Below are 22,827 nucleotides of genomic sequence, written 5' to 3'. Positions count from 1 at the left end.
TTTTGTCAGCCTGTTTCGGTGTAACCGGGCCCCTATCCGGGGCCAAGAGCAAACGTATTTTTTTGAGCGCTGACCTGCCTTCATCATTGCTGATCCGATCCTGACAGTCGCTACCTCAAGGTAGTTTTGTTGTTCTGCGTCAGGTCGCGGGGACGAACCCCTGGAACGCGTGCCTACTCCAAAAAAATCTGCTTGCTGCGCCTCTGCCGTGTTGTTCTTGTTATGTCAGAGCCGGTGCATGTTGTTTTTTTTTTTTGGGGTGTCACGTTTTTTTATTTTTGTTGTGCCAGAGATAAAGCAGATGCCGTGCCAACTTTTAAATTTCCTTTAAAATCAAGGTTTTATAGATTTGAGCCGATTTTTCACGACCTGAAAATCTCTCGAATTGTTTCCGTGTTACCCGATTTTTTGCTGGGTGGACGGGGCCGGGTAACACTTTTGACACAGTCGTGTGGTCGGGCGCGGCTTACCCCTGTGCGAATGCCTTCAGGCGCTCGCCGTCCAGGCGATAACGTACCCATTCATCTTGCGCTTCTGCGCCCAGCGCCTGGTAAAAACCGATAGCCGGTTCATTCCAGTCCAGCACGCTCCATTCCAGGCGCCCGCAACCTCTGGCTACGGCCTCGCGAGCGATGTGCCGCAGTACCTGGCGACCAGCACCGCCGCCACGTTGTTCGGGGGTGATGTACAGATCTTCGAGGTAAATGCCGTTGCGGCCCAGCCAGGTCGAGTAGCTATAGAAGTACACGGCAAAGCCGATGGCCGTGCCGTCGCGCTCGCACATCAGGCTGTGCACGGTGCTGCCTTCATCGAACAGGCTGTGCTCGATATCGGCCAGGGTCGCCACCACTTCGTGGCGGGCGCGCTCGTAGTCGGCAAGCTCGGTGATGAAGGCGAGGATCTGGGCGGCGTCGGCGCGACGGGCAGGGCGGATGGTCAGACTCATGAAGGCTTCCTTGTGGTTGGCGGGCACCATGGTAATCGGCCTGGGCCGGCTTGCCGAGATGTAAAGCAAGCTTGACATGGCGCGCGACCTCGCCTTCAATGTAAAACACACTTTACATCCGAGGCTGTTGGCATGCTGCACAAACGTCATGTGATTTCATTCGTCCTGTTCCTCGTCGCCTATATGGCCTGTGTGCTGGTCAGCAGCCATTTCCTCGTGTCCATGGCGCCAGGCATTGCCAAGACCCTGGTGGCGCTGGTGCCTGTGCCGGCCATGATCGGTATGGCCTGGGCTGTGGTGCGGCAACTGCGCAGCCTCGATGAAATGGTCCGGCGCATCCAACTGGAGGCGTTGGGGCTGGCATTCGTCGCGACAGCGCTGTTGACCTTCAGCTACGGTTTTCTGGAGACCGCAGGCTTCCCACGTTTGTCGATGTTCATGGTCTGGAGCCTGATGGGGCCGTTGTGGGCGCTGGGGACCTTCATCGGGGTGAGGCGTTACCGTTGAACAACCGCATCCGTGAATTGCGAAGTGGGCGTGGCTGGTCGCAGGCCGAACTGGCCGAGCGGCTCGGTGTTTCGCGCCAGACCGTCAATGCCATCGAGACCGGCCGCTACGATCCCAGCCTGCCGCTGGCCTTCAGCATCGCCGGGGTTTTCGAGTTGAGTATCGAAGAGATCTTCGATCCCTCTGCGGCGGTACAGTGATGTGTATAGGTTTAATTTAAGGTAACTGTACCGGTCTGGGCGTGAGGGGTTCCGCTAGTGTGGCAGGACACGATAATCAGTACCTGACGGAAGTCCCTGCCATGCTCGGCTCATACGATCTGCTCACCGCATTCATCCTGTTCGCCTTCGTTTCTTCGATCACCCCAGGGCCGAACAACACCATGTTGCTGGCGTCCGGCGTCAACTTCGGTGTACGCCGTTCGATCCCCCATGCGATGGGCATCAGCATCGGCTTCATGCTGATGGTGCTGGGCGTGGGGTTCGGGCTGGGCGAACTGTTCAAGGCCTGGCCGCCGCTGTACAGCATCCTGCGCTACGTGGGGGCCGCTTACCTGCTGTACCTGGCGTGGAAGATCGCCACTTCCGGGCCGATCTCCGGGGATGCCGCAGGGACGCGCAAGCCCCTGAGCTTCTGGGGAGCGGCTGCTTTCCAGTGGGTCAATCCGAAGGCCTGGGTCATGGCGGTCGGTGCGATCACGACCTACACCCCGGCCCAGGGCTATGTGCTCAACGTGATTGTCATCGCTGCGTTGTTCGCCCTGGTCAACCTGCCCAGCGTGGGGATCTGGGTCATGTTTGGCAGCGCCTTGCGCAACCTTCTGCAAAATCCGCGTTGGCTGATGCTGTTCAATGTCCTGATGGCCTTGCTGCTGGTGATTTCGTTGTATCCGCTGCTGTTTGTAGAATCGTCGTTTTCCTAGTTCGATGAGTGCGGTACACGATGCAGCTGATTCCCTGGTCCCATGATTGCTCGGAAGGTTTCACGCTACGGGGTTGGCATTCCGAGCCGAGCGGCAAACCGTTGCTGCATTTTCTGCACGGCAACGGTTTCTGCTGCCTGGCATACGAGCCCATGCTGATGCGCCTGGGGGAGCACTTCGACCTGTGGTTGTGCGACGTCCAGGGGCACGGCGACAGCGATCACGGCGGCGCCTTTCGTGGCTGGAACCGCACTGCGGAGCTGGTCCTGGAAGCATTCGAGGCGGGACGCCAGGTGTTTGGCGATGTGCCGCGCCATGCGCTCGGACACAGTTTTGGTGGGGTGCTGACCGGGCTGATCCTCGCCAGCAGGCCTGGGTTGTTCGAGCGTGCAGTACTGCTCGATCCGGTGTTGTTCAGCCGACGCATGATCGGGGTGATGGGCGCGGCGGCACTGGTGGGCCTGCACCGGCGTCATGCCCTGGCGCGCAAGGCCGCAACCCGGCGCAGCCATTGGCCGGACCGCGAGGCGGCGCTGGCGTCGCTGCAGGGGCGGGGGATCTTCAAGGGTTGGAGCGACGCGGCGCTGCACGCGTATATCGGGCATGCCATCGGCGATTGCGGCGAAGGCGTGGTGCTCAAGTGCCGACCCGGCCGTGAGGTGGAGATTTTCAGCACCTTCCCGGCGCGCATGTGGCCAAGTCTGCAGCGCATCACCACGCCGACGCTGATCCTGCATGGTGAAACCACCTATCCGTTCGTGCCGCATTCGGTGCGGCGCCTGGTGAGGCTCAATGCCAACGTCAGCGAACGGCAGGTGGCGGGTGGTCATTGCTTCATGCAGGAAGACCCGGTGAGCGCCGCGCAGGCGGTCGAGGCGTTCCTGCGCGGTTGAGTCCGGTGGCCTGCGCCGTCAGGCCAGTTCCAGCCAGATGGGGGCGTGGTCCGAGGGCTTCTCCATCGCCCGCAGTTCGTAGTCGACGCCCGCCGCCTTCAGGCGTGGAAGCAGTGCCTGCGACGCCATGATCAGGTCGATGCGCAGGCCACGCTTGGGTTCGTCCTCGAAACCGCGGCTGCGGTAGTCGAACCAGCTGAAGCGGTCCGCTACCTCCGGGTGCAGGTGACGGAAGCTGTCCACCAGGCCCCAGCCTTTGAGGCGCTCCATCCACTCACGTTCTTCGGGCAGGAAGCTGCATTTGCCGGTCTTGAGCCAGCGCTTGGCGTTATCGGCACCGATGCCGATGTCGCAGTCCTGGGGCGAGATGTTCACATCGCCCATCACCACCAATGGCTGGTCATTGCGGAACTGACCTTCGAGCAGGGTCTGCAGGTCGCTGTAGAAGCGTTGCTTGGCCGGGAACTTGGTGGGGTGGTCGCGGCTTTCGCCCTGAGGGAAGTAGCCGTTCATGATGGTGATCGGGGTGCCGTCGGCATCGGCGAAGGTGCCCCAGATGAAGCGGCGTTGGGCGTCCTCTTCATCGGTGCTGAAACCCTTGACCAGCGACAATGGCGCCTGGCGCGAGAGCAGGGCAACCCCGTAGTGGCCCTTCTGGCCATGGAAATGCACGTGATAGCCCAATGCCTGTACTTCGGCCAGCGGGAACTGATCGTCACTGACCTTGGTTTCCTGCAGGCCGATGACGTCTGGCTGGTGCTTCTCGATCAGCGCAGCCAGCTGGTGCGGGCGGGCGCGCAGGCCATTGATGTTGAACGAGACGATCTTCATGGAAAGACGATCCTGGTAAAAGCCTCGGATGCTAGCCGACATCGGCCGTCATCACCAGCGTGGCAGCGTCGCTGGGGCGCTGCTAACGTGCTGGAGGGGGAACGATGTGCGACACGACGCCTCCAAGGCTCTGTTACGTACATTCCAGGAGGATCATCGCAATGTCCGACGCCCCGGCGCATATCAGCCTGCTCGACGATGGCTACAGCCGCGAAGTGCGTTCGCTGCTCTACCATGCCTATCGCCACGAGCCGACCTTCGCCTATCTGTTCGATGCACAGCGGCGGGGTTATGAGCGGCGCCTGCGGGTGATGGTGCGCGAATGGGTGCGTCAGCACTTCTACCTGCAGTTGCCGGCAATCGGTGTGCTGGTCGACGACCGCCTGGTCGGTGCCGCGCTGATCGTGCCGCCGCAACGTCGCCTTGGAGTGGCCGACAGTTGGGCCTGGCGCCTGCGCATGCTGCTGGGAACAGGCCGGCGCTGCACCCGTCGATACCTCGAGTATCAAGCGGCACTGGCGGCGTGCCTGCCCAGTCAGCAAGTCCATGTGCTGCCTCTGCTGGGGGTGCACCCGCAGTTTCAGGGACAACACTATGGTGAGCAATTGTTACAGGCGGTGCACGACTGGTGCGCCGACGATCCCGATACCCAAGGCGTGATCCTCGACACCGGCAATGCCCATTACCTGGCCTTCTACGAGCGCCAGGGCTATCAGGAGATTGGTGAGGTCGCGGTCGGGCCAATCCGAGAGAGAGTGTTCTTTCATCCGAATCCGCTGTCCTCCAACCCGCCAATTGCTTGATCGCAACCTCCTGCGGCTTACGCTGCCGCTTCGCTCTGGTAGCATGCCCCGCATGACGTATTCAGGAAGACTTGGTTGGGGCGTGCTGTTGCTCGCCGCCAGCTGCACAGCATGGGGCCAGAGCGAACTGTTGGTACGGGTCAAACCGTCCAACAAGACGTTGCAGGCCAATATCGAAGGCTACATCGGCAGCCTGGGTGATCGCGACGAGGAGGCCTTGCTGCGGTTCAGCCGCGGGGCTGAGGAACAGGCGCGCAAGGCGGCTCAGGCGCTGGGCTACTACCAGGCGCAGATCGACACCGAGGTCAAGCCGCCGAGCAAGGCCGATCAACCCGTACAACTGATCATCCGGGTCGACCCGGGCGAGCCGGTGCGCCTGCGCAATGTGACCGTGCGCATCGAAGGCCCGGCGAGCGAGATGAAGGCCTTTCGCATTCCGGACAGCAAGGCATTGCGCCCGGGCGAGCCGCTCAATCATGGTGTCTACGAGGACGCCAAGCGGCTGATCCAGAACCAGGCTTCGCGCTATGGCTTCTTCGACGGGCGCTTTTCCCGTCAGCGCCTTGCGGTAGACCCGCAAGCAGGCGTTGCGGATATCGAACTGGTGTACCAGAGTGGCCCGCGTTATCGCCTGGGCAAGGTGACCTTCGGCGGCGACGCACCACTGGACGACGACCTGCTGCAACGCATGGTCGGCTTCAAGCCGGGAACACCCTACGATTCAGAACTGGTGGCCGAACTCAATAACGACCTGCAGTCCAGTGGCTATTTCGAAGGAGTACGTGTCGATGCGGCGCCGACGGCGGCGGTCGATGACGTGGTGCCGGTGGACGTGCGCCTGGATACCCGCAAACCGCGAACGCTGGGGCTGGGCCTCGGGTTCTCGACCGACGTGGGGCCACGGGGCAAGGCCAACTGGACACGGCACTGGGTCAATCCCCAGGGCCACAGTTATGGCTGGGAGACCGAGCTCTCGGCACCCCGCCAGAACGTCGGCCTGTGGTATGACATCCCGCTGGACCCTCCACTGACCGACAAGCTGCGCTTTGCCGGTGGTTACCAGAACGAAGAGATCGCCGGCACCGACACCCTCAGCAAGCTGCTGACTGTCGGCCCCGAATGGCACAGCAAATTGCCCAGCGGCTGGCAGCGGGTGATCTCGCTGAAGTACCAGCGCGAGGAATACCGCCTGGGCGACGACTCCGGGCTGAGCAACCTGCTGATGCCTGGGGTGAGCTTTTCCTATTTGCGCAGTGACAACCGCATCGACCCGCACAATGGCTACCGCCTGCAGTTCGACCTGCGGGCGGCCAAGGAAGGGCTGGGCTCCGACACCAACCTGGTGCATGGCAATGTCCTGCTCAAGGGCCTCACCACCCTGGGGCAGAACCATCGCTTCCTCGGGCGCGTGCAGTTCGGTGGCAGCGCTACCAACGGCTACCAGCAGAACATACCGCCCTCGCTGCGCTTCTTCGCCGGTGGCGACCAGAGCGTAAGGGGCTATGACTACCAGACGCTGTCGCCGAAGAACAACAAGGGCGACCGTATCGGTGGCCGCTACCTGGTGGCCGGTAGTGCCGAGTACCAGTATTCGCTCACGGAGAAATGGCGCGTGGCGACCTTCATCGACCAGGGCAACTCGTTCAATTCGCTGGAGCTGCCCAGCCTCAAAACCGGGGTCGGCATCGGCGTGCGCTGGGTCTCGCCAGTTGGGCCGCTGCGTCTGGACCTGGCGCGCGCGCTGGACGACGACGGTGGTATCCGGCTGCATTTCTCCATGGGGCCTGAACTGTGATGCGCCTGCTCAAACCTGTGTTGTCGATCGTATTGGGCTTGCTGATGCTGGTGGGGCTTTGCGCAGCTTTGGTACTGGGAACGCAAGCGGGCAGCCGCTGGGCCCTGGGCCTGGTGCCGGGGCTGGAGGTCGAGGACTTCCAGGGCCATCTGGGAGGCCAATGGCAGGCCGCTCGTGTGGTCTGGACCCAGGATGGCAGCCGGGTCGAGCTGCAGGCACCGCAACTGCAATGGTCACCATCGTGCCTGTTGCGCGCCACGCTGTGCGTGCAGCGGTTGCAAGCCGAGCGCATCGACATGGTGTTCGCTGCGAGTGAGGCACAGCCGGACACAGGGCCGTTGCAACTGCCCGAACTGCGTTTGCCGATCGCAATCGAGCTGGGTGAGGTCAAGATCGGTCAGTTACGCCTGGATGGCAGTGACCTGCTCGGCGACCTGCAACTGGCCGCCCACTGGACTACCGAAGGCCTGCGTATCGACGCCCTGCAATTGCAGCGTGACGACCTGCACCTGAGCCTGCAGGGCAATCTGTTGCCCCAGGGTGATTGGCCGCTTCAGGCCGATGCCACCCTGCAACTGCCGGCAGTGGATGGTCAGGCCTGGCAATTGGTGCTCAATGCCAAGGGCGACCTGCAGAAGACCTTGGCCCTCGAGGGCACCAGCACGGGTTATCTGGAGGCGAAGCTCGAGGGTGAGCTGCAAGCGCTGGCCGATCACTTGCCCGCGACACTGCAGATCCGCGCCGAGACGTTCCGGCCCTCTGCCTCGTTACCCGACCCACTGCAACTGAATCAGCTCAACCTTCAGGCCAAGGGTGACCTGCTCAAGGGATACCTGCTCAAGGGTACGGCCAGCCTTCCGGCCGAGCAGGGGCCAGTGGCCCTGGCCCTGAATGGCAAGGTCGATGCCAAGGGAGCCCGGCTCGAGACATTGGACCTCAGCGCCAGTGAGACCCAGCGCCTCACGTTGCAGGCCAGTGCCGACTGGCAGCAAGGGCTGACGGCCGATGCCCGGATCGACTGGCTCGATTTTCCCTGGCTGCGTCTGTACCCGATGGACGAAGCACCGCAAGTCACGCTCAAACGCTTCAACGCCCAGGTGCACTATCGCGACGGTACCTACAACGGTGATTTCAAAGGAGACCTCGATGGCCCGGCCGGTGCTTTCAGCCTGGCCAGCCCGTTCGATGGCGACCTGACCCAGGTGCGCCTGCCACAGTTGGCATTGGTCGCCGGGCAGGGCAAGGCATCGGGCGCGGTGGCGCTGGGCTTTGCCGACGCGATTACCTGGGATGTCGATCTGCAACTGTCGGCGCTCGACCCCGCCTATTGGCTGGCGGAGCTGCCGGGCACCCTGGCGGGCCCGCTGCGCAGCAAGGGCGAATTGAAGAACGAGCGTTTGCAGCTCGATGCCCAACTTGACCTCAAAGGGCGCCTGCGTGGCCAGCCGGCAGTGCTCAAGGCGGATGCCAAGGGTGCAGGTGAGGCGTGGACGCTCGGTGCGCTGGCGATCCAGTTGGGTGACAACCGGATCAATGGCAGTGGCAGCCTGCAGCAACGCCTTGCCGGTCGCCTCGATATCGACCTGCCGCGCCTTGGCCAGCTGTGGCCGCGCTTGCAAGGGCAGGTCAAAGGTCGCCTCGATCTGGCTGGCACGCTGGCTGCGCCGCAGGGTTCCCTGAGTCTCCAGGGGCAACAGCTGGCCCAAGCCGACAACCGCATACAGCGCCTGGATCTCGACGCACGCCTGGACAGCGCCCAGCGTGGACTGATCACCCTCAAGGCCGGCAATATCCGCCTGGGCGAAACGGCCTTGGGCAATCTTGATGCCACGGGCAAAGGTGATATCCGTCAGCAGGCGCTGACAGTGGCGCTGAATGGCCCTCAGCTCAAGCTCGACCTTGCGTTGGACGGCGCGCTCGGCAAGGGTGATTGGCGTGGCCGCCTGGCCAGCGGGCGCATCCAGGCGGGCGGTCAGGACTGGCAATTGCAAGCCCCCGCACGCCTGCAGCGCCTGGCCAACGGCCAGCTCGACTTCGGTGCACATTGCTGGCGCTCCGGCGCTGCCAGCCTGTGTGGCGAGGATCAGCGCCTAGCGCCGGATCCACGTTTGCGCTATCACCTCAAGCAGTTCCCCATCGACAGTCTTGCCCAGTGGCTGCCGAAGGATTTCGCCTGGCAAGGCATGCTCAATGCCGACATCAACCTGGATATGCCGGCCAGCGGCCCCAAAGGCACGGTGCGCATCGATGCCAGCGGCGGCACGCTGCGGGTCCGCGATAACGGGCGCTGGATCGACTTCCCCTACCAGACGCTCCGCCTGGACAGTACCTTGGCACCGCGGCGGGTAGACACGTCGCTGGCGTTTCGTGGCGACCGGTTGGGGGAGTTGAACCTGTCGACACGCATCGATCCCCTGGGCCGGGACAAACCGCTTTCCGGTGAATTTCGCCTTTCCGGGCTGGACCTGTCGATCGCCCGGCCTTTCGTGCCGATGGTCGAGCGCCTGGCCGGGCAACTCAACGGCGACGGGCGTTTGTCGGGTACCTTGCTGGCGCCCCAGGTCAACGGCAACTTGACGCTTAGCGGCGGGCATGTCAGTGGCGCCGAGTTGCCGGTCAGCCTGGAAGACTTGTCGTTGCGTGCGCTCGTGGCCGGGGAGCAGATCCGGATCAGCGGTGACTGGCGAAGTGGCGAGGCCGGGCGCGGGCAATTGGCCGGCGAATTGGCTTGGGGGCAGGCGTTGGCTGTCGACTTGCGTTTGCAAGGTCAGCAGCTTCCAGTGAGCGTCGAGCCCTATGCCGCGCTGGAGGTCGCGCCGGACCTCAATATCCGCCTGTCCGGCGACAAGCTGGCAGTGACCGGCAAAGTTCAGGTACCCAAGGGCAAGATCACCGTGCGCGAGCTGCCGCCTTCGACGGTGAAGGTCTCCGACGACACGGTGATTATCGGCCACCAGACCGAAGAGGGTACGCCGCCGATGGCGGTCGCGATGGACATCGATGTCGAAGTCGGTCGTGACAAGTTGTCCTTCAGCGGCTTTGGCCTGACCGCCAACCTGCTGGGTCATGTGCACATAGGTGACAACCTGGACACCCGTGGTGAATTGAGCCTGGCTGACGGTCGTTATCGAGCCTACGGCCAGCGCCTGACCATCCGTCGTGCGCGCCTGTTGTTCGCAGGCCCCCTCGATCAGCCATACCTGGATATCGAAGCGATCCGCAAGGTCGATGACGTGATTGCTGGCATCCGCCTGAGCGGCAGTGCCGAGCAGCCGACTACCCAAGTGTTCTCGGAGCCGGCCATGAGCCAGGAGCAGGCGTTGTCGTATCTCGTGCTGGGACGTCCCCTGGGCAACTCGGGCGAGGATAACAACATGCTGGCTGAAGCGGCCTTGGGCCTGGGCCTCGCCGGTAGTGCCGGGATTACCGGGAGCCTGGCCTCGAGCCTGGGAATCGATGATTTCCAGCTCGACACCGAAGGTTCGGGCAACAAGACCAACGTGGTGGCCAGCGGCAACCTGACCGAACGCCTCAGCCTGCGTTATGGGGTCGGTGTGTTCGAGCCAGCCAACACCATTGCCTTGCGCTACAAACTGAGCAAGAAGGTCTATCTGGAGGCCGCCAGCGGGCTGGCGAGCTCGCTGGACATCTTCTACAAACGCGACTTCTGATCTGATCGGCGGACAGTGGCGGCTTCGATGAACTCGTTGCCGTCTGCGCCTCGCGCCGGGGCGGGTGTGGGCGGTGTGCGCACAGGCAGGATCAGGTTGGTGTACTCCTCGATCAGCCGGTTGATCGCCTCGGGCGGCTCGCAGGCCTGGAACTGCATGCGGATCTGTACTTCGTCGGGGTCGCGTCCTTCGCCGCGGCGCGCCTGGGCGCCCACGGTGACCTTGAAGTGCGAGCACGAGGTGGCTTCGTTGGCCTGCTGCAGCACGTCCTGTCGGGCTTGAGCGTTCTTCACGTGAACCGACAGGTCGACCTGCATGCGCTCCAGGGCCAGGCCCTTGGTGGACACCAAGGCAATCAACGGGATGCGCAAGGTGTGCGTGTCGTCCATCGCCACTTCGACCATCTTGGCGCGCATCGGCATGCCGGGCTGCTCGGCGTCCACATCGAAGAATTGATCGAAAAGTCTGAGGTACTGCTGGGCAATCAGGGTATTGGTTGCCGCGGCGGCTTCCTGGAGCCCGCGCGTGATGTCGCGCAGGTCGGTGGATGTCATGGGAGTCGGTTGAGCGTGTTCGCAGGGCTGATCCAATCAAGGGCCTCCAGTGCGCAGGCCGCAGGTGCCCCGGAGGGGACCTGCGGCAGGTGTGGGCGAGGTAGGGCATTGCGTCTCAAGACGTTGCAGCGGGTTTCTCAGCGCCGGCCAGAGTGTCTTCGCTGGAGATGCTGTCGGTACTGCGTAGCTCTGAGCTGGCGAGCACGGTAGGTTTGGTTGCGGCATCGGTGAGGAATTCCATCACGCGCATGAGGGCTTCCGGTGGTTGCTGACGGCGCACGGTAGTGTTGAAGGCGTAGCGCGCGCGGGTATCGGTCTTGCGAGTCTGCTCCGACTTGTGGCTTACACTGCCTTTCACATTCAGTTTGAAAGGTCCCCAGCCGAGCGAGGCCTCCATGCTGCCTTCCGCCTCCTTGGAGGATCGGTCCTCGGCCATCTGGTTGATGGTCATCTCGAACTCGATCTTGCCTTCGTCGATGGCAATGTTCGGGTGGGTGATGGCCGCCAGCAGTGGCACCTTCATGCTCTTGGCGACGATGCCTTTGTACTCGCCATCCTCACCGACGATGGTTTCGTCGTAGTCGAACTGGATGGCGACTGCCTTGCCATCCTGGATGCAGACATTCATGAGGAAGTCGGCGTACGACTTGCTCGCGGTGACCTGCGCCTGAACCATGGCCTGCAAGGGGCCGGCAATCATGCGGTCCATGGGTAAAGAGTTGATGACGGAACCGATCAGGCTGTTGTCAATGGACATGGGTGATACTCCTGCGGGGGCGGTGAATGTTCAGGTCCGGTTTTCAGTGGGGGTGGTTGTCCTGGCGCCTGATGTTGCCGATCTGACGCAGGCTCAGTCCGTACTTGTCCGCGAGCAGGCTGCGCGACAGCCCGCTGGCACTTTCTTTCTGAATTTGCAGGTTGCGCAACTGGCGCTGGAAGTGGTCGGCCTTGGGAATCTCCAGGGCAATGCCGGCATAGCGCTTGATCAGTGCGTCCAGCGCGTCGGCTGGCAGCAGATCGGCCAGCCGTGTGCGGTCACGGTGTTTGGGGATGTACTTGGGGCGGCCGCCGTAGGCGCAGGTCAGCCGGTACGCATTTTCAAGGCCGATGCACTCGATCAGCGATTGCAGTGAATGAGGTAGCTGGGCGACATCGATTGCAGTCAGATCTGGCAGTTCCATATTCGATTTCCCTGTGTCTTAGAGGCCAGCACGATGGGTGCCCAGGGATTCTCAGCCACCTCTCCCGATCATTCCTAGGCGCCAAGTGGCCCATGCTCTGTAGTTCCTGTAGAGCGTTTGTTGCAGGCAGAGGAGAGCTCTTGCGTAGGAAGTTGAGCCGTGATTTTGCAGTAGGTCTTGTTCTTCCTCGGTCGACTTTTTAGGTGTGTTCCAAGGGTGTAGGTACCCATTTCAATCGCAGGGGTAGGCTTTGCGCAGGCTTGCCAAGCCCAGGTAGCTTTGAGGGGCGGAAACCGCTGCGGCGGGCAATGCGCGCCAGTCCACGTCCACGCATAGTGCTTCGAGCGCTTGGCTACCGCGATAGCCGATGACTTGCGGGCTGAATACCCGGCGGTAGCGCGCGTGGGTAATGGCGAAGGGTTCCACATGCTGCGCCTGTGCGAGGGTCAATCTGACCATGGCCGGCAGTTCCGAGGGGGGAGGGACGAAGCGCAGCTGGCCTGGCTGGGCCTGCAACAAGCCGTTGCCACGAACCTGTTGCCACAACTGCTGCCATTGGTTGCTGCCGCTGGAGGCTTCGAGGCGTGTGCCGAGCTCGAGCAGTTGTTCGCGGGGCAGGGTGCTGGTATCGATGGCGTGGGCGCAGGTGAGCGGGAGAAACAGCAAGGCGCAAAGCAGGAGGGGTTTTGGCATGGTCGCTCCGGGGCACGAGTCGGGCGTCCATGTTTTCAATCTTGAGCGGCGAAGCTCAGCAGGAAATGCATCGCGTGTGGATCTGGCCATGTATCATGTGGCCGGCTCGTGACGAGCCTCTTTTGTCCCTGATGCTCCAAGGAATTGCCGATGACACACATGCAGCGCTTCAAATATTCGATCCTCATCATCGTGGTGATGATGGGTGTGATGTTCGGCCTGAGCTACCTGCAGAAACAGGGCACGATCAGCGAGCAGACCTTCCAGTACCTGGCCATTGGTATCGCCGTGGTCGTCGTGGTGATCAACGGCATCCTGCGGCGCAAGGTCAAGTCCTGACGCAGGCCAGCCGGCCTTCCTGGCCGGCCGGGTAATCAGCGCAAGGCGTTCTGCTCCAGCACGGCGCGGGCTGCAGGCTGAAGGCTGTAGCACTTGTCATCGCCCAGGCTGATGACGCCCTCGGTGCAGAGTCGCTTGAGCACTTCGCGCACGCTCAGGAATGACAGCGGGATATCCAGTTGCTCCAGCTGCGCATGCACGCCGCGTACGCCGATGCTGCGGCCACTGCGATCGGCCGAATGCAGCGCATCGATGACTTTCAGGCGAATCAGGCTGGTGCGCAGACCGTAGGCGCGCAACAGTTCGCGGATCTGTTCGTTGCCGATCCGTTCCTGCGCGCCAGTGCTGTCTTGCGGCGATGTGCGCTCAGCGATGCGCTGGCGCTGCGGCTGCAGTTGCGGGTTGTACATGTGAATGCTCCTTTTCGTGGACTGTCCCGAAATCATGAGTGCCTAACTATTAGGACGAATGAGCGCGGGAAAACTGCAGTTCTGACTGAAAAAAAACTGCCACGTCCTTTTCAAGACGTTCCCGCGTAGCGCAATACGTAAAATTTTCATCCGGCCGCTCGTCTGATCGGGATGACCTCTCATTCCCCAGGAGTGCCCGTGATCCCACTATCGCGACCCTTATCCTGCCTTGGCCTGGCCATTGTGCTTGCCACCGCTGCTGCCGGCGCGCAGGCGCGGGAAGTTGCCGGCGATGCTTCGGCGCAGATTCGCCGCACCAGCTTCGGTGTGCCGCACATCCTGGCCAGCGATGAGCGCGGCCTGGGCTATGGCATCGGTTACGCCTATGCCCAGGACAACCTGTGCCTGCTGGCTGACGAAGTGCTCACGGTCAATGGTGAGCGATCGAAATATTTCGGTGCCGAAGGCAAGACGGTCGAGCAGCGCGACAACCTCGACAGCGATCTGTTCTTCAGCTGGCTGAACGACAATGCGGCAGTCAACGGATTCCTCCAGGCGCAGTCGGCGCCCATTCGCCATCGCCTGGAGGGCTACGCTGCCGGCTACAACCGAGCGCTTGCCGAACGCAAGGCCCAGGGGCTGCCGGTGGAGTGCGGGGCGGGCGACTGGGTCAGGCCAATCACCAGCCTGGACCTGGTGAAGCTGACCCGCCGACTGCTGGCTGAAGGGGGTATCGGCCAGTTCGCCGAAGCGGTGGTTGCGGCGACGCCGCCGGGGCTGGCCGTGCACAGGCCGAAGGCCGACTACAGCGTGGCCCTGGCACGCCAGCAGGCGTTCGCCAGCGAGCGTGGCAGCAACGCTGTGGCCGTCGGTGCGCAGCGCTCGGCCAATGGGCGTGGCTTGTTGCTCGCCAACCCGCACTTCCCCTGGATCGGCGGCCTGCGGTTCTATCAGATGCAGTTGACCATTCCCGGGCAACTGGATGTGATGGGGGCGGCGCTGCCGGGGTTGCCAGTGATCAATATCGGTTTCAACCGTGATCTGGCCTGGACCCATACCGTCGACACCTCCAAGCACTTCACCCTGTACCGTCTGCAGCTCGATCCGAAGGATCCCACCCGTTACCTGCTGGATGGCCAGTCGCTGCCGCTCCAACAGCAGGCAATCACTGTTGCGGTGAAGGGGGCGGACGGAACGCTCAGCCAGGTGCAGCGCCAGATCCACGTCTCCAGGTTCGGTCCTGTGGTGCAGTGGCCGGGGCGCCTGGACTGGGATGGCAAATATGCCTATAGCCTGCGCGATGCCAATCTCGACAACACGCGAGTGCTTGAGCAGTGGTACGGGATCAATCGCGCCAAGGACATCGATGCTCTCAAGACCTCGGTGGCCAAGCTTCAGGGCATTCCTTGGGTCAACACCCTGGCGGTGGATGCCGGTGGCCGCGCGCTGTACCTGAATCAGTCGGTGGTGCCGTATGTCGACCAGGCCATGCTTGCCCAGTGCAGCGACCCGTCGCTGGCCGGGCCGTTGGTCGTACTGGACGGTTCGCGCAGCGCCTGCCAGTGGAAGGTTGACCCCGACGCTGCGCAACCTGGAATTTTCCCGGCGCGCCTGCAGCCAAGCCTTGAGCGCGCGGACTTCGTGCAGAACTCCAATGACTCGGCCTGGCAGGTCAACCCGGCCCAGCCGCTGACAGGCTTCTCGCCGCTGATCAGCCGTGAAGACCAACCCTTGGGGATGCGTACCCGCTTTGCCTTGCAGCGCCTGCAAGGTCGCGCCAAGCTCGGCGTGGCGGAGCTGCAGCACATGGTGCTGGACGACGAGGTGTATCTGGCCAGCCAATTGCTGCCAGAGCTGCTGGATTGGTGCAAAGGCGCCGAACCCGATCTGCAGGCTGTTTGCGCCAGCCTCAAGGCCTGGAACGGCAAGGCCGGCACCGACAGCGGCATGGGGCTTGTGCATTTTGCCAACATCATGGAAGCGCTGGGCGACCAGCCGCAAATCTGGCGTGTGGCGTTCGATCCGGCCGATCCGCAGTACACGCCGCGTGGTCTTGCAGTAGAGCAAGCAGCAGTGCGCGCGCTGCTGCGTGAGGCGGCGCTGGCTTCGTTGGCGCAGGTGCAGGAAGGCGGCATGGCGCAAGAACAGCAGTGGGGGCAGGTACAGCAAGCGCTGGACGGCACGCCGGTGCCGGGTGGCCCGCAGGAGTTGGGGGTCTACAACGCCATGGTCAGTGTGCCCAATGGGGCAGGGAAGCGTCTGGTGGTCAGCGGTACCAGCTACCTGCAGTTGGTCAGCTTCACCGAGCAGGGGCCTCAGGCCAAGGGGTTGCTGGCGTTTTCACTATCCAGCGAGTCGGCCTCGGTACACGCATTTGACCAGACGCGTGCCTTTGCGGTCGGACAATTGGCGCCCATTCCGTTTACCGAAGCGCAGATCACCTCCGATCCTCAGTATCGCCAGTATGTGGTGAGCGAGCGGGATGAGCAGGCACTGGTCAGCGCGGGGAAATAGTCGAAATCAGTGGCCCTGTGGTGGCACGAGCCACCTCAGGGCCTGCGCGTCAGGAAAATTCGAACGGCGCCAGGTGCATGCCCTGGTCGTCCACCTGCAGCGCCCAGCCTCGGCGATCCCAGTCCCCCAGTACGATGCGCCGAGCCGGCTGGCCCTCGACCACCAGCTTGTGCAGGGCAGGGCGGTGAGTATGGCCATGGATCAGCGTGCGCACACTGTGCTCGCTCATCACCTTGGGCACTTCGTCGGGGGTGACATCGACGATTTCAGTGTTCTTCATCCGCACCTGCGCCTGGCTTTCACTGCGCAGCTTGCGCGCCAGTTTCTGGCGCGTGGATCGCGGCAAGTGACGCAGAATCCAGAGGCTCAGCGGGTTGCGCAGGTAGCGGCGCAGCTTCATGTAGGCCACGTCGCGGGTGCACAGGGTGTCGCCATGCATCAGCAGTACCGGCTCACCACCCAGCTCAACCACGCTAGGGTCGGTCAGCAGGGTGCAGCCAGCGGCCTTGCAGAAGTCCTGGCCGATGAGAAAGTCGCGGTTGCCGTGCATCAGGTAGATCGCCGTGCCGCTGTCGGACAGCGTGCGCAGCGCCTGGCAGATCGATTGCTGGAAGGGCGTCATGGCATCGTCGCCGATCCAGGCATCGAAGAAGTCGCCAAGAATGTACAGCGCCTTGGCGTGTCGCGCCCGCCCATCGAGCAGATCAAGAAACGCCCGGGTAATGTCCGGGCGTTCTTCTTGCAGGTGCAGATCGGAGATCAGCAGGATCACTCAATGATCTCGGCTTTCTCGATGATCACGTCGTCCTTCGGCACGTCCTGGTGGCCAGCCTTGGAACCGGTGGCGACTTTCTCGATGGCATCGACCACTTCACGGCCTTCGGTCACTTCGCCGAACACTGCGTAGCCCCAGCCCTGCACGTTCTTGCTGCTGTGGTTGAGGAAGTCGTTGTCGGAAGCGTTGATGAAGAACTGCGCCGAGGCCGAGTGCGGCTCCATGGTGCGGGCCATGGCGATGCTGTACTTGGTGTTCTTCAGGCCGTTGTCGGCTTCGTTCTGGATCGGCGAACGGGTCGGCTTCTGCTTCATGCCGGCCTCGAAACCACCGCCCTGGATCATGAAGCCCTTGATCACACGGTGGAAGACGGTGCCATCGAAGTGGCCGTCCTTGACGTATTGAACGAAGTTCTCCACGGTTTGCGGGGCTTTTTCGGCGTTCAGTTGCAGAACGATGTCGCCGTGGTTGGTGCTCAGTTTGACTTTGGACATGCTGAAATTCGCTCTTTCAAGGCATTCGGGAATAGGGTGCACAGGTCGCGTACTGTACCTGACGCAGGATCTGGCGGCGGCGACACAAGGCGCGCGGCGGCCATTTTGCCAGCTGGCGACAAAACGCTGCGAGAAATCGCGCCAGTTTGTCGGTGCCCGGCTGTCAGCAGCTTGACTGCTTCGGCTATGATAGGCCCTTTGATTCAATCGGCCTACCCGGACCGGACATCTGCATTCAAGGATTCTATGAGCAAGCCCACCGACAACGCGACCAACGCCGCTGCCAAAGGCGCCCCCGCCGTCCCTGCGAACTTCCTGCGACCCATCGTCCAGGCTGACCTGGACTCGGGCAAGCACAGCAGTATCGTCACCCGCTTCCCGCCGGAACCGAACGGTTATCTGCACATCGGCCACGCCAAGTCGATCTGCGTCAACTTCGGTCTGGCCCAGGAGTTCGGTGGCGCCTGCCACTTGCGTTTCGACGACACCAACCCGGCCAAGGAGGACCAGGAGTACATCGACGCCATCCAGCGTGATGTCAAGTGGCTGGGCTTCGAGTGGACCGGTCCGGTGCGCTTTGCTTCCGACTATTTCGACCAGTTGCACGACTGGGCGGTCGAGCTGATCAAGCGCGGCAAGGCCTACGTCTGCGACCTGACCCCCGAGCAGGCCAAGGAATATCGCGGCACCCTGACCCAGCCCGGCAAGAACAGCCCGTTCCGCGAGCGCAGCGTCGAGGAGAACCTCGACCTGTTCGCGCGCATGAAGGCTGGCGAGTTCAAGGACGGTGAGCGTGTGCTGCGTGCCAAGATCGACATGGCTTCGCCCAACATGAACCTGCGCGACCCCATTCTTTACCGCATCCGCCATGCCCACCACCACCAGACCGGTGACAAGTGGTGCATCTACCCCAACTACGACTTCACCCACGGCCAGTCGGACGCCATCGAGGGCATTACCCACTCGATCTGCACCCTGGAGTTCGAGGGCCATCGTCCACTGTACGACTGGTTCCTCGACAACCTGCCCGTCCCGGCGCATCCGCGCCAATACGAGTTCAGCCGCCTGAACCTGAACTACACCATCACCTCCAAGCGCAAGCTCAAGCAGTTGGTGGACGAGCAGCACGTCGAGGGTTGGGACGATCCGCGCATGTCCACGCTCTCGGGCTACCGCCGTCGTGGCTACACCCCGGCCTCGATCCGCAACTTCTGCGACATGGTCGGCACCAACCGCTCCGATGGCGTGGTCGACATGTCGATGCTCGAGTTCAGCATTCGTGACGACCTCGACCGTACCGCGCCGCGCGCCATGTGCGTACTGCGTCCGCTGAAGGTGGTGATCACCAACTACCCTGAAGGCCAGGTCGAGCAGCTCGAACTGCCGCGCCACCCGAAGGAAGACATGGGCGTGCGCGTCCTGCCGTTCGCCCGTGAGCTGTACATCGACCGCGATGACTTCATGGAAGAGCCGCCCAAGGGATACAAGCGCCTGGAGCCAGCCGGTGAAGTGCGCCTGCGCGGCAGCTATGTAATTCGTGCCGACGAGGCGATCAAGGATGCCGAGGGCAATATCGTCGAGCTGCGCTGCTCGTACGATCCGGACACCCTGGGCAAGAACCCCGAGGGTCGCAAGGTCAAGGGCGTGATCCACTGGGTGCCGGCCGCCGCCAGCATCGAGTGCGAGGTGCGCCTGTACGACCGCCTGTTCCGCTCGCCCAATCCGGAGAAAACCGATGAGGGCGGCAGCTTCCTTGAAAATATCAATCCGCAATCGCTGCAGGTGCTGACGGGTTGTCGTGCCGAACCTTCGCTGGGCCAGGCCCAGCCAGAAGATCGCTTCCAGTTCGAGCGTGAAGGCTACTTCTGCGCCGACCTGAAAGACAGCCAGCCGGGTCGCCCGGTGTTCAACCGCACCGTGACCCTGCGCGATTCGTGGGGCAGCTAAGGAATCCTCGTGCTTAACATCTACAACACCCTGAGCAAGACCAAGGAAGTCTTCAAACCCCTGGATGGCAACAACGTGCGCATGTACGTCTGCGGCATGACCGTGTACGACTACTGCCACCTGGGCCATGGTCGCAGCATGGTGGCGTTCGACCTGATCACCCGTTGGTTGCGCAAGAGTGGCTACGCGCTCACGTACGTGCGCAACATCACCGACATCGACGACAAGATCATCAACCGCGCCAACGAAAACGGCGAGCGCTTCGATGAGCTGACTGCGCGCATGATCGATGCCATGCATGAGGATGAGCGTCGTCTCAACATCCTCAAGCCGGACCTGGAGCCGCGTGCCACCGATCACATCCCCGGCATGCACGCGATGATCCAGACCCTGATCGACAAGGGCTATGCCTACGCGCCGGGCAATGGCGACGTGTACTACCGCGTCGGCAAGTTCGTCGGCTACGGCAAGCTGTCGCGACGCAAGATCGAAGACCTGCGTATCGGCGCGCGGATCGAGGTCGACGAGGCCAAGCAGGATCCGCTGGACTTCGTCCTGTGGAAGGGCGCCAAGCCGGGCGAGCCGAGCTGGGATTCGCCCTGGGGCCCGGGCCGTCCGGGCTGGCACATCGAGTGCTCGGTGATGTCCACCTGCTGCCTGGGCGAGAGCTTCGACATCCACGGTGGTGGCAGCGACCTCGAGTTCCCGCACCACGAGAACGAGATCGCCCAGAGCGAGGCGGCCACCGGCAAGCCTTATGCGGCGGCCTGGATGCACTGCGGCATGATTCGCATCAATGGCGAGAAGATGTCGAAGTCGCTGAACAACTTCTTCACCATTCGCGACGTGCTCGAGAAGTACCACCCGGAGGTGGTGCGTTATCTGCTGGTGGCCAGCCACTACCGCAGCGCCATCAATTACTCCGAAGACAGCTTGCGCGATGCCAAGGGCGCCCTGGAGCGTTTCTATCACGCACTGCGTGGCCTGCCGCGCGTCGCCGCCAAGGGTGGCGAGGCGTTCGTCGAGCGGTTCAGCGTGGCGATGAACGATGACTTCGGCACCCCTGAAGCCTGCGCCGTGCTGTTCGACCTGGTCCGCGAGATCAACCGCCTGCGCGACAGCGACGTTGACGCAGCGGCAGGCCTTGCCGGTCGCCTGCGTGAGCTGGGTGATGTGCTGGGTGTGCTGCAGCTTGATGCCGACGACTTTTTGCGTGCCGGTGCTGAAGGCAAGGTCGATGCTGCCGAGGTCGAGGCCTTGATCCAGGCGCGTTTGCAGGCGCGTACGGACAAGAACTGGGCAGAGTCCGATCGCATTCGCGATCAACTGGCTGCCATGGGTGTGGTGCTTGAAGACAGCAAAGGCACCACCACCTGGCGTCTGGCTGACTGATACGACTCGAGGGCTGCCCAGCAGCCCTGTTGCGGGACAAGTCGGGGCACCGAACCGACTTGTCCCGTGATGCTTTTCAGGCCGTCGAGCAGTGCAGCACCAGCTTCGCTCCACCCAGCTCGCTACTGCCCACTTCCAGTCTGAACCCATGCAGGTCGACGATCGCTGCGACGATCGACAAGCCTAGCCCGAACCCTGGGTGACGATGTCCTTCCTCGCTGCGATAGAAACGCTTGAGCACCGCAGCACGCTCCTGTTCAGGAATCCCCGGTCCGCTGTCCTCGATGGCGATATGCACGCCATCGTCGTCGTGCAGTGCCTGGATCCGTACCTGCCCACCCTCCGGGGTGAACTTGATGCCGTTGCCGACCAGGTTGGCCAAAGCCTCGAACAGCAGTTCGCGGTCGCCGTGCAGCGCGGGCAGCTGCGCAGGCTGCTCCAGTTGCAGGCGAATGCTGCCATCCTCTGCGAGCGGCAGGTAGAAGTCGTGCAACTCCACCAGCAAATTGTGCGGATCAAGCTCGACGAACCCTGCGCGGCGTTGGCGGTCTTCCAGCTCGCTGATGCGCAGCAGGCCGCGGAAACGTGCCATCAGGGTGTCGGTCTCGCTAATGGCTTGATCCAGCGCTTCGGCTTCCGGCGAGTTCGCTCCGCTCTGCTGGCGAATGCGGTAGAGCTGGGCGCGCAGGCGGGTCAGCGGTGTACGCAGGTCGTGGGCAATGTTGTCGCAGACACCCTTGACCTCGTGCATCAGCCGTTCGATGCGGTCGAGCATGGCGTTGACGATCGCGGCCAGCATGTCCAGCTCGTCTCGTCGTGCCGACAGCGGCAAGCGGTGGGTGAGATCGCCGGCCACGATCAGCTCGGCGCTCGCCTGTACGGCGCGGATACGCTTGAGCGGGCGCCTGCGTAGCAGGTACCAGCCGGCGAAACCGGGAATCAGCGTCAGCGAAATGCCCCAGAGCAGCGCGTGCAGAATGATCCGGGTCACCACGAACAGCGAGCCGTTGTCGCGCACCAGCACCAGCCAGCGGCCATCGGGGATGCGGATCGCCACCGCATCGCAGCTGTCGCGCGGCAGGTGCGGATCGTCGGCATCCAGGCAACGCTTGAGTTCGTGAACCTTGCCGTCCAGGCCCAACTCCGACGGAATCGAGCGGATACGACCGCCGATGGGGTTGAGCTGCGGGTCGAACAGGCCGTAGGCGTCGAAGCTGCGTTCCTCGAAGGCCTGGCTGGCGATCAACGCATCGTCCAGCTGCTTGCCGGTCATGTGCGCGAAGAGGTGCTGGCGTTGCAGCATGGAGTGGCGGGTCAGCTTGTTGAGGTAGCTGGTGACCTCGAAGTACAGCACCCCCATGAGGATGCTGCTCCAGGCCACGAACAGGAAGCTGTACAGCGCCAGCAGGCGGCTGGTCGAGGAGCTCCAGCCCTTAGATGGGTTCAGCAATGGCATAACCGGAGCCCCGTACGGTTCGGATCAGCGGTGTCTGGCCGGGTGGGTCGATCTTCTTGCGCAGACGACCGATATGGACGTCGATCAGGTTGGTGCCGGGATCGAAGTGATAACCCCACACTTCCTCGAAGATCATCATGCGAGTGATGACCTGCCCGGAGTGACGCATCAGGTATTCGAGCAGTTTGTATTCGGTTGGCAGCAGGTTCAGGCTGCTCTCGCCGCGTCGGGCCTCATGGCTGATCAAGTCCAGCTCCAGGTCGGCGACCTGGAGGCGGGTCTGGGTCATGGGCACGCTGTTGCGCCGCAGCAGCACCTCGACGCGGGCCGCCATCTCGTCGGAGGCGAAGGGCTTGGTCAGGTAGTCGTCGCCGCCTGCGCGCAGGCCGCGCACGCGCTCGTCGACATCCGACAGGGCGCTGATCATCAGGATGGGCGTGGCGATCTTGAGGCTGCGCAGGGTGGTGACGATGGTCAGTCCGTCGACTTCCGGGAGCATCCGGTCCACGGTGATCAGGTCGTAGCCGCCGGCAATGGCCTTGGCCAGGCCTTCGCGGCCATTGTCTGCCCAGTCGACCTCCAGCCCGTGGCTGGAAAGTTCGGCGACGATTTCCTGGGCGGTGACGGCGTCGTCTTCGATAGTCAGTACGCGGGGCATGCTAATACCTGGGCGGCGATTGGATGGCTGATTGTGCCAAAGAATA

22 protein-coding genes are annotated in these 22,827 nt (G+C 62.7%); 11 read left to right on the top strand and 11 right to left on the bottom strand.

From position 1 onward, the window contains the following. Nucleotides 1–466: 466 nt before the first annotated feature. Complete coding sequence (locus APH44_RS04680; RefSeq protein ID WP_054891590.1) at nucleotides 467–946, bottom strand: GNAT family N-acetyltransferase; 480 nt, start codon at nucleotides 944–946, stop codon at nucleotides 467–469. Between the two features lie 132 nt (nucleotides 947–1,078). Between APH44_RS04680 and APH44_RS04675 the strand changes: the two genes are divergently transcribed. The 4 genes from APH44_RS04675 (at nucleotide 1,079) to APH44_RS04660 (ending at nucleotide 3,268) form a co-directional block, all read left to right on the top strand. Then, nucleotides 1,079–1,453 (top strand): hypothetical protein, encoded by a 375-nt coding sequence (locus APH44_RS04675; protein WP_054891535.1) that lies wholly within the window; start codon nucleotides 1,079–1,081, stop codon nucleotides 1,451–1,453. After that, nucleotides 1,450–1,653, top strand: coding sequence for a helix-turn-helix transcriptional regulator (locus APH44_RS04670; RefSeq protein WP_054891534.1), 204 nt, complete (start codon nucleotides 1,450–1,452; stop codon nucleotides 1,651–1,653). The genes APH44_RS04675 and APH44_RS04670 overlap by 4 nt, the downstream gene beginning before the upstream one ends. 101 nt (nucleotides 1,654–1,754) lie before the next feature. Then, on the top strand, nucleotides 1,755–2,375 hold the full coding sequence (locus APH44_RS04665) for a LysE family translocator (RefSeq protein ID WP_054891533.1): 621 nt from the start codon (nucleotides 1,755–1,757) through the stop codon (nucleotides 2,373–2,375). Between the two features lie 20 nt (nucleotides 2,376–2,395). Beyond that, nucleotides 2,396–3,268, top strand: a complete 873-nt coding sequence (locus APH44_RS04660; RefSeq protein ID WP_054891532.1) for an alpha/beta fold hydrolase — start codon at nucleotides 2,396–2,398, stop codon at nucleotides 3,266–3,268. Between the two features lie 18 nt (nucleotides 3,269–3,286). Here the strand turns inward: APH44_RS04660 and xthA are convergent, their stop codons facing one another. Continuing rightward, nucleotides 3,287–4,099, bottom strand: a complete 813-nt coding sequence (gene xthA, locus APH44_RS04655; protein ID WP_054891531.1) for an exodeoxyribonuclease III — start codon at nucleotides 4,097–4,099, stop codon at nucleotides 3,287–3,289. A gap of 161 nt (nucleotides 4,100–4,260) precedes the next feature. Here xthA and APH44_RS04650 point away from each other — a divergent pair, with 161 nt between their 5' ends. From APH44_RS04650 to APH44_RS04640, 3 genes are read left to right on the top strand one after another with little or no spacing between them, the layout of a single operon-like run. Then, nucleotides 4,261–4,902: an N-acetyltransferase gene (locus APH44_RS04650; protein WP_054891530.1), complete on the top strand. Its 642-nt coding sequence runs from the start codon at nucleotides 4,261–4,263 to the stop codon at nucleotides 4,900–4,902. Nucleotides 4,903–4,954: 52 nt separating this feature from the next. Next, complete coding sequence (locus APH44_RS04645) at nucleotides 4,955–6,697, top strand: autotransporter assembly complex family protein (protein WP_054891529.1); 1,743 nt, start codon at nucleotides 4,955–4,957, stop codon at nucleotides 6,695–6,697. Beyond that, a complete protein-coding gene (locus APH44_RS04640; RefSeq protein WP_156343723.1) occupies nucleotides 6,697–10,368 on the top strand; it encodes a translocation/assembly module TamB domain-containing protein in 3,672 nt (1,223 codons plus the stop codon). Before APH44_RS04645 ends, APH44_RS04640 begins: the two co-directional genes overlap by 1 nt. Here APH44_RS04640 and APH44_RS04635 read toward each other — a convergent pair. From APH44_RS04635 to APH44_RS04620, 4 genes are all read right to left on the bottom strand, one after another. Next, nucleotides 10,350–10,922: a DUF2589 domain-containing protein gene (locus APH44_RS04635; RefSeq protein ID WP_054891527.1), complete on the bottom strand. Its 573-nt coding sequence runs from the start codon at nucleotides 10,920–10,922 to the stop codon at nucleotides 10,350–10,352. The genes APH44_RS04640 and APH44_RS04635 overlap by 19 nt on opposite strands. Nucleotides 10,923–11,037: 115 nt before the next feature. Continuing rightward, nucleotides 11,038–11,679 (bottom strand): DUF2589 domain-containing protein, encoded by a 642-nt coding sequence (locus tag APH44_RS04630; RefSeq protein WP_054891526.1) that lies wholly within the window; start codon nucleotides 11,677–11,679, stop codon nucleotides 11,038–11,040. Between the two features lie 43 nt (nucleotides 11,680–11,722). Further along, nucleotides 11,723–12,103 carry a Mor transcription activator family protein gene (locus APH44_RS04625; RefSeq protein ID WP_054891525.1) on the bottom strand — a complete coding sequence of 127 codons (381 nt, stop codon included), beginning with the start codon at nucleotides 12,101–12,103 and terminating at the stop codon, nucleotides 11,723–11,725. 231 nt (nucleotides 12,104–12,334) lie between these two features. Then, nucleotides 12,335–12,796, bottom strand: coding sequence for a hypothetical protein (locus APH44_RS04620; protein WP_054891524.1), 462 nt, complete (start codon nucleotides 12,794–12,796; stop codon nucleotides 12,335–12,337). Nucleotides 12,797–12,946: 150 nt separating this feature from the next. Between APH44_RS04620 and APH44_RS04615 the strand changes: the two genes are divergently transcribed. Further along, the gene (locus tag APH44_RS04615) at nucleotides 12,947–13,135 is read left to right on the top strand and encodes a hypothetical protein (protein ID WP_054891523.1); all 189 of its coding nucleotides are present in this window, start codon (nucleotides 12,947–12,949) and stop codon (nucleotides 13,133–13,135) included. Nucleotides 13,136–13,170: 35 nt separating this feature from the next. On the opposite strand, the gene APH44_RS04610 is transcribed toward APH44_RS04615, so the two are convergent. Then, nucleotides 13,171–13,545: a hypothetical protein gene (locus APH44_RS04610; RefSeq protein WP_054891522.1), complete on the bottom strand. Its 375-nt coding sequence runs from the start codon at nucleotides 13,543–13,545 to the stop codon at nucleotides 13,171–13,173. A 198-nt stretch (nucleotides 13,546–13,743) separates the two neighbouring features. On the opposite strand from APH44_RS04610, the gene APH44_RS04605 reads away from it, so the two are divergent. Beyond that, nucleotides 13,744–16,059 (top strand): acylase, encoded by a 2,316-nt coding sequence (locus tag APH44_RS04605; protein WP_054891521.1) that lies wholly within the window; start codon nucleotides 13,744–13,746, stop codon nucleotides 16,057–16,059. Nucleotides 16,060–16,108: 49 nt separating this feature from the next. Here the strand turns inward: APH44_RS04605 and APH44_RS04600 are convergent, their stop codons facing one another. Together APH44_RS04600 and APH44_RS04595 are read right to left on the bottom strand one after the other, a co-directional pair. Then, the gene (locus APH44_RS04600; RefSeq protein WP_054891520.1) at nucleotides 16,109–16,831 is read right to left on the bottom strand and encodes a UDP-2,3-diacylglucosamine diphosphatase; all 723 of its coding nucleotides are present in this window, start codon (nucleotides 16,829–16,831) and stop codon (nucleotides 16,109–16,111) included. After that, nucleotides 16,828–17,328 (bottom strand): peptidylprolyl isomerase, encoded by a 501-nt coding sequence (locus APH44_RS04595; RefSeq protein WP_054891519.1) that lies wholly within the window; start codon nucleotides 17,326–17,328, stop codon nucleotides 16,828–16,830. The genes APH44_RS04600 and APH44_RS04595 overlap by 4 nt, the downstream gene beginning before the upstream one ends. Before the next feature lie 246 nt (nucleotides 17,329–17,574). Between APH44_RS04595 and APH44_RS04590 the strand changes: the two genes are divergently transcribed. Together APH44_RS04590 and cysS are read left to right on the top strand one after the other, a co-directional pair. Beyond that, nucleotides 17,575–19,275, top strand: coding sequence for a glutamine--tRNA ligase/YqeY domain fusion protein (locus APH44_RS04590; RefSeq protein WP_054891518.1), 1,701 nt, complete (start codon nucleotides 17,575–17,577; stop codon nucleotides 19,273–19,275). A gap of 9 nt (nucleotides 19,276–19,284) precedes the next feature. Further along, the gene (gene cysS, locus APH44_RS04585) at nucleotides 19,285–20,667 is read left to right on the top strand and encodes a cysteine--tRNA ligase (protein ID WP_054891517.1); all 1,383 of its coding nucleotides are present in this window, start codon (nucleotides 19,285–19,287) and stop codon (nucleotides 20,665–20,667) included. A gap of 76 nt (nucleotides 20,668–20,743) precedes the next feature. Here the strand turns inward: cysS and APH44_RS04580 are convergent, their stop codons facing one another. Next, on the bottom strand, nucleotides 20,744–22,123 hold the full coding sequence (locus APH44_RS04580; protein ID WP_054891516.1) for a HAMP domain-containing sensor histidine kinase: 1,380 nt from the start codon (nucleotides 22,121–22,123) through the stop codon (nucleotides 20,744–20,746). Then, entirely contained in the window at nucleotides 22,101–22,781 is a 681-nt protein-coding gene (locus APH44_RS04575; protein ID WP_054891589.1) for a response regulator transcription factor, read from the bottom strand. The genes APH44_RS04580 and APH44_RS04575 overlap by 23 nt, the downstream gene beginning before the upstream one ends. Between the last annotated feature and the right edge of the window lie 46 nt (nucleotides 22,782–22,827).

This window comes from Pseudomonas sp. NBRC 111143 (assembly GCF_001320965.1).
Taxonomy (GTDB): Bacteria; Pseudomonadota; Gammaproteobacteria; order Pseudomonadales; family Pseudomonadaceae; genus Aquipseudomonas; species Aquipseudomonas machongensis.
This window is presented reverse-complemented; position numbering and strand designations above follow the sequence as displayed.